We start from the raw sequence: 6,161 nt of genomic DNA on the forward strand, positions 1-6,161 counted from the left end.
CAATCAGAGGCTCCCAGATCGCCCATGTCTCGTCCGTAAAGGTGCCTGTTCCGTCTCCTTCTTCCATCCCTATAATATGGGAAGTGTTTCAAGTGCTAACAGGCCCTAGCCGATAAGGCTGGAATGCGGAAAAATCGCGCTATTTGTAAATTTTCTCCAAACCCTGACCTATAGCCAGTAGATACCATTCGGCCGTATGCTCATGTTGACAGACTTAGGTCTCAAGACCTTGCACAATCTGTTTCATGTTCAGACGGGAGCAAAGGCGGGCGTCCGCCGTTGATCCAGTGCTTATGTTCAAAATCCTGGTCATCCAGACACTGAACAACCTGTCCGATGAACGGACGGAATACCTGATCAATGATCGTCTCTCCTTCATGCGCTTTCTGGGACTGTCAGATCGTGTGCCTGATGCCAAAACGGTCTGGCTGTTTCGCGAGCGTCTGACACAGGCGGGTGCCATCGACGTACTGTTCAACCGGTTCGATATGATACTGCGCAACGCCGGTTATTTGCCCATGTCAGGCCAAATCCTGGATGCCAGGCTGGTAGCGGCTCCCAAGCAGCATAATACCAATGCTGAGAAAGCTGATCTCCGGGCTGGCCGTATTTCTGAAGACTGGCAGAACAAGCCGTCAAAGCTGTCTCACAAGGACTGTCATGCACGCTGGACGTTGAAGTTCACGAAGGGGAAGCGGCAGGAGGATGGGAGTATGCCCGCAACCGATCTGGGCATTCCGTTCTTTGGCTATAAATCTCACATTGCCACTGATCGGAAGTTCCGGCTGATCCGGAAATGGAAGGCGACCGATGCAGCGGCCAGTGATGGCGCCAGACTACGCGAAGGCCTGTTGGATAAATCCAATACGGCTTCAAAGGTCTGGGCAGACACAGCCTATCGCTCAAAGGCCAATGAAGACTTCATGGAAAAGCAGGGCTCTGTCTCGAAGGTTCACAGGGAAAAGCCGTATCTCAAACCCATGCCCCGGCATATTCAGAAATCGAATGCTGGAAAGTCAGTTATCCGCTCGCGTGTCGAGCATGTCTTTGCTGACCAGAAGTCATAAACGGGATTGTTCATCTGAACAGTCGGCATCGTTCGAGCCACCAAGAGGATCGGACTGGCCAATATCGTCTACAATCTGATCAAAACACAGAGCGACTGCCACCACGGCAATCATCAATCAGCACGCCAAAAGCCTAGCTCCGAACCCGGGCATATCAAACAACCGTTCTTCGATCCCCCAACCTCTGCGATCAAAATTTCCCAGACGAACCAGGCCTGATCAGAAAAAACAAACTGTATCATGTTCATTACAAACAGCTATGCAATTCATTCTATTATACAAGGACTAACAGGACATAAACGCTTGTTATCACTCTGCCTTCGAGCCATAAAACCATAGAGGGTTCTTAATTTTTGAGTGGCAACAGGAAGAGGAGAGCGTTAAACAAACTTGAAGTCGCTTTCTTGTATATAAGCCTTTATAATCAAGATATGAAATCACTAGGAATTGTGGAACTGTGCCAGCAACGACAAACATCCGGCAACTAACACATCTTTTCACTGTGCAATATAATGTTATCGTTGCTCTGATATTTCGTGAGCTTAATACGAGATTTGGACGGGAAAACATCGGTTTTTTATGGTTTGCTGGAGAGCCCGCACTTTTCTGCGCGGGTGTTGCAATTGTCTGGACCGCAATACGATCACATTTTGAGCATGGTCTTCCGATGACTGCCATTGTTATTACTGGCTACGTCCCACTGACTATGTGGCGACATTGTATCGGCCGTGCCACTAAGGCTTTTGAGGCCAATGGAAGTCTTCTTTTTCACAGGCAAGTAACTCCTGTAGACATCATAACTGCCAGAATGTACTTGGAAATAATAGGAACCATTGCCGGTGGCGTGGTTGTTTATTTTTCAGCATTTGTTCTTGGTCATATTGAGCTTCCGGCATCTTTGGGTCTTATTCTTTTGGGCTTGTTTTTCCAGTCCTGGTTTTCTTTTAATACAGGACTACTTGTTGCGTCACTTTCTGAACGTACAGAATTTCTCGAAAAAGTAGTTGGCATGTTTTCTTATTTGGCCCTTCCTCTGACGGGTGCTTTTGTCATGGTTGACTGGGTGCCTCAGAAATATCGCTGGATTCTCATGTCATCCCCGAGTTCAGAGGCGGTCGAGATGATTCGCGGTGGGCAGTTTGGGTTCTATGCCCATGCACACTATGACATCACATATACGATAGCTGTTAATTTTATATTAACAATTATTGGTCTTCACTTGACCATGACGGTCAAAAAATACATCACAATTCAATAGCTTATTATTGCTAGGGACATCATTAATCACGCTTATGCGTAATTATGATGATGGGCTATAAATCCAGTGCATATTTTCATGCATTCCTCTGCAATTTTAATATTTTATATTTCTTCTTGAGAGAGCGCAGATGGTCAGAAAATTATTTTTAGCATTAGCTGGACTGATTCCCTTTGTGGCTAATGCTGAGCCTCATTTATCTGGGCCACTCATACAATCAGTGAACACGGACTTCTCGCATTATCGAGGTGGAGAGCGGGTTCGCATGACGGTCACGCTGTCCAATCAAACAGGTGCCCTTTTTACAGGGCGTGTAATTGGAACTGTCACCGGACGTGGCGTTCAGGTTGGCGACCCAATTTCTACTTCAGTTTCCGGGCTAGCGACTGGTTCAACAGCAAGTGTAGAACTTCGCTTTCCATCCAGTAGCACGAACTGGCAAGGCTATTTCGTCAATCTGGTTGCGGTCGATCAGAACGGACATCAGATTGATCAGGAAGCCGGCGCATTTGATGTCTCTCCTGACTGGTGGACCTATCCCCGGCAATGTTGGGTTGTCGGAGCGTACACTGATTGGGGGGGGTGGAAGCCAAACCTGTTTGGAACGCCTCAGCAGGACCTGCAGAGTCTCAATGCTTACAAGTGCAATAACCTCCAGTTCTACAATATGCTCTACAGATGGCATCAGCCTTGGATTAAGAGTTCTTCTTGGATCAACGGTGACGGTGAGAATATCAGCGTAGATCTGATCCAACGACACATCGCAGCAGCCAAGTCTTTGCGTATGGGTACTCTTATGTATATGCCCCTGTACGCAGCAAACGTCGGAATCAGTCCTAATTTCGTTCGTGATGGATCTGGCGCACAGCTATCATGGGGTGCGTTTACCAGTGCCTGCGGGTCTAACTGTAAGACCGCTGATCTGTGGCATGATGGGTTTTCCAATATAGGCGTCATGAACCCGAATAACACATCATGGCAGACATATTGGGGGAAGCAGGCAGAAATCATGCGTCAAAAGCTCGGCTTTGATGGCATGTTTGTTGATACTTACGGGACCATTAATACGCCACTTTGGGATTGGTCAGCAAAACGCATTATTATGGATACGGCCTATTCCTCGTTCCTAAAAACAGTGCAGGAATATGTGAAGGGGCCAATGGTTCTTAACCCTGCTGGATCGTACAATGAACAGGATCTGGTTCAGTCTGGACGCGAGACGTATCATTTCGTCGAGCGGTGGAATAACCCCTCTGACATTGGAAATTTCGGCGATCTTCTGACCAAGGCGCGACAGGTTTGGGGATGGGCGAACCGGACGCCGAATAATATCGGCCTCGACTGGGACATGGGCATGAACAAGACGCTTGGTGCGTCAAAGGCTTGCTCCATCAACGGTGGCTCCACGGCCTGTACCTTCAATACACCAGGGGTTCTGTATCAGGAGGCGGCTGATCTCGCGACAGGCTCACATCATGCCTGGATTGTGGACGGCCAGCAGAAAGTCGGTGATGGCGCGCGCTTTATCAGTAATGATGATTTTCCGATCGGAAACATGCTTAGTCCGAAGCGGGATATGGTGCAGGGTGAATATGATTATCAGAATTTCGGGGTGGCCTACGAAAAGCTACTGCGCCTGAACATCAACCTGTCGAAGGCGTCACCCCCTTCAATTGTGTCAGGCGCGAAAGGCAGCACGACTGCTGCAACCGGATCAGTGTGGCTTTTCCAAAACCATCGCAGCGGTTTTGATATCCTGCATTTATTGAACTACCAGCAGATGAGTAGCGCATCGTTTAACGATGTGAATGATAACGCAGGCAATGCTGCTGCGCCGACGCTAACTGGTGCGCTTCAGCTTAAGATGTATTACACACCTGGCGGAAAGCTCGGCGACCTCTATACAGCCAGCCCAGATGTGAACCATGGCGCACCGGTTAAGCTGACTTATGTGAAAGGCTCTAATAGTTTGGGCGGCTATATCACCTTCACGCTGCCATCCCTCAAGTTCTGGGACATGGTGTGGCTTGAAAACGGTGTGGCCTCCAGCGATTACGAAACACCTTGATGGTGGGCGTCAAGCTTGTGAGCGGGTTTTATACTGTAAGACTTGCTCACTGTGGTGGCACGGCATTGCTTTACACAAAAATACGCTAATCCAGTGCGCGCATGCTTCAACCCGTGGAAGTAAAGAGGTAAGCTTTAAGCGGTTCACTAGAACCGACAAAACGAGGCAGGGCTCTTTAGTATTAGAGGTAGGCTGCCTCATTTCATCGGCCCACATTCGGGCCTAAAAATAAACTAATGGACCATTTATCAAAACCGGAAAGGCATTGAAACTCTTTCGAATTACTTCCCAAATATTTCTATTTTTTGATAATGTAGAAAGTCTTCCATAGCCAAGGATTTAATACGTATCTCCCTAGCCTTTAGAGGCTCTTCAGGGCGCCATATAAATGGATGTCCATCAATTCCGCCAAACATATTGTCATTATCTTTTTCAAATACCGTTGTCCAACCTTCATTCTCAAATATTTCTATCGAAAATCGTAATCCGCGCTCTGAATCTCTATCTATTCTATTATAAATTCTTATCTCTTCTATTTCTCGAATATCTTCTAAATCGATTTTCCACCAAGGATTACTTTCTAGGTCCGTGTGGAAAGCATAAAATTCTGGAACATGGTCGCTAACAGCCCGAGCGGAGTCTTCCTGTGTCGTGGTTCCCGCGGAATACTGGCAGATTGAGCTTTGATCCGCTGGGCGGTTTAAAGCTAAATCAATACAACCGGGGGGCGGGGGAGCAAAAGGCACATCACCTACCCTTAAATGGGCACGCTTCATGGAAGCTTCGAAATTCCATTCTCTCTCATCGATCCCATATGTTGCCAGAACAGGCTCGAGAACCGAGCGGGCGCTTTCTGCATTAAAGGGCTTAGAAAAATCCAGGAAGTTTTTAAGAAGCAAGGACAGGTAATTCTGTTGGTAACCCTTTTTTAGATAGGACGCCACTAGATGGCCCGAGCCATTGACCATCAGAACAGGATAGCCCTGTAAAGAATAAAGCCCTGCATGGGCAGTGTCCTGCCATTGACGTGTACCATACAGAAGAACCGAATGAGCCCGCGCGTTCTGGTCTTCAGAATCAAAGGCCCAGTAACGGGGAGGAACGTCATTGTTCCAACTGGCCGCAAACTGGTTAAACGGATAGGCAAAACTATATAATGGAGAAAAAGCTAACGTCCGGTCGATCTTATCAAAAAATCGTGGGAAAATAAGAGCACCAGATCCCCCCATAGACTCACCCAAGACGGCAACTTTTTTATATGGCCTAATCATCTCCGCAACTTTTGCGAACATATCAGGTGTTTCGGGTTCATGAAACCAAGAGGCATCACGATCACGCACGAACAACATGGACACACCATACTTCCGCAAGGAGCCTTTAAACTCCTCGATAGGCCCACCAAATCGGGCGCCTGCTGAAGCAAAAACTACAACTACGATTTCCGGATTATCGGCGTAATGAGAAAGTGTATAGCGGCCGACTTGCTCAGTGGTAGTTGTTTCAGATCCAGAGAGCATTGACTGTTTCTTTAGCAAAAGGAAATGGGAAAGTTCTCGATATGGTAAGGTTATATTGACGACTTTCCAACTTAAAAATTATAAGATTTTGGTAGCGCCAAGGCAGCTTAAAGGTGTCTGACAGATAGCGTTCTTATGCGGAAGAGGTGGAGGGATTGAAGAACCGTCATTGAAGTTCCTGTGACCTGATTTTGAGGCTCATTAGGCTGCTTTGATGGTTTTTGGATCTGGCTTTCACTTTGCGTTTTGAG

At 47.3% G+C, this 6,161-nt stretch carries 3 protein-coding genes and 1 pseudogene; 3 read left to right on the forward strand and 1 reads right to left on the reverse strand.

All coding sequences use genetic code 11. The annotated features are described in order from the left end of the window. Nucleotides 1-246 precede the first annotated feature (246 nt). The 3 genes and pseudogenes from HKD24_RS14555 to HKD24_RS14565 all read left to right on the forward strand — a co-directional run. Nucleotides 247-1,145 (forward strand): annotated as a pseudogene (locus tag HKD24_RS14555) (IS5 family transposase); the annotation flags it as partial. Nucleotides 1,146-1,524: 379 nt separating this feature from the next. Next, nucleotides 1,525-2,325, forward strand: coding sequence for an ABC transporter permease (locus HKD24_RS14560; protein WP_194260900.1), 801 nt, complete (start codon nt 1,525-1,527; stop codon nt 2,323-2,325). A gap of 130 nt (nt 2,326-2,455) precedes the next feature. Beyond that, nucleotides 2,456-4,393: a glycoside hydrolase family 66 protein gene (locus HKD24_RS14565; protein ID WP_194260901.1), complete on the forward strand. Its 1,938-nt coding sequence runs from the start codon at nt 2,456-2,458 to the stop codon at nt 4,391-4,393. A gap of 281 nt (nt 4,394-4,674) precedes the next feature. Here the strand turns inward: HKD24_RS14565 and HKD24_RS14570 are convergent, their stop codons facing one another. Then, the gene (locus HKD24_RS14570; RefSeq protein ID WP_194260902.1) at nt 4,675-5,910 is read right to left on the reverse strand and encodes a discoidin domain-containing protein; all 1,236 of its coding nucleotides are present in this window, start codon (nt 5,908-5,910) and stop codon (nt 4,675-4,677) included. Nucleotides 5,911-6,161 lie beyond the last annotated feature (251 nt).

Source organism: Gluconobacter vitians, from assembly GCF_015244565.1.
GTDB classification, from domain to species: Bacteria; Pseudomonadota; Alphaproteobacteria; order Acetobacterales; family Acetobacteraceae; genus Gluconobacter; species Gluconobacter vitians.

Bases quoted from the DNA above. Each gene is read 5' to 3' on its own strand.
- HKD24_RS14565 (WP_194260901.1), top strand. From the start codon at position 2,456: ATGGTCAGAAAATTATTTTTAGCATTAGCTGGACTGATTCCCTTTGTG.
- HKD24_RS14570 (WP_194260902.1), bottom strand. From the start codon at position 5,910: ATGCTCTCTGGATCTGAAACAACTACCACTGAGCAAGTCGGCCGCTAT.